1 protein-coding gene is annotated in these 228 nt (G+C 47.8%); it reads left to right on the top strand.

All coding sequences use genetic code 11. The annotated features are described in order from the left end of the window. Window positions 1-189 (top strand): IS3 family transposase (locus L2D08_RS23875; RefSeq protein WP_242238032.1); only part of this gene is annotated, 189 nt, incomplete at its 5' end. Window positions 190-228: the final 39 nt, after the last annotated feature.

Genomic DNA, 228 nt, shown 5'->3' with positions numbered 1-228 from the left:
AATGCCCCGATCGAATCGTTTCATGCCTCGCTAAAGTCTGAAACGTTCTACCTCGACAACTTGGAAAGCACTACGACCGCCATCGTAGAGCAGACTGTCGAAGAGTACATTCATTATTATAACCATATCCGTATTCAAGCGAAACTAAACAACCAGCCGCCGGTCAAGTATCGGCAGCTGGCTGCTTAAAGGTGTTTTGATCCCTGTCTCAAAAACGGGGTCAGTCCC

It is taken from the genome of Domibacillus sp. PGB-M46 (assembly GCF_022668875.1).
In the GTDB taxonomy this organism is placed as follows: Bacteria; Bacillota; Bacilli; order Bacillales; family Domibacillaceae; genus Domibacillus.
This window is presented reverse-complemented; position numbering and strand designations above follow the sequence as displayed.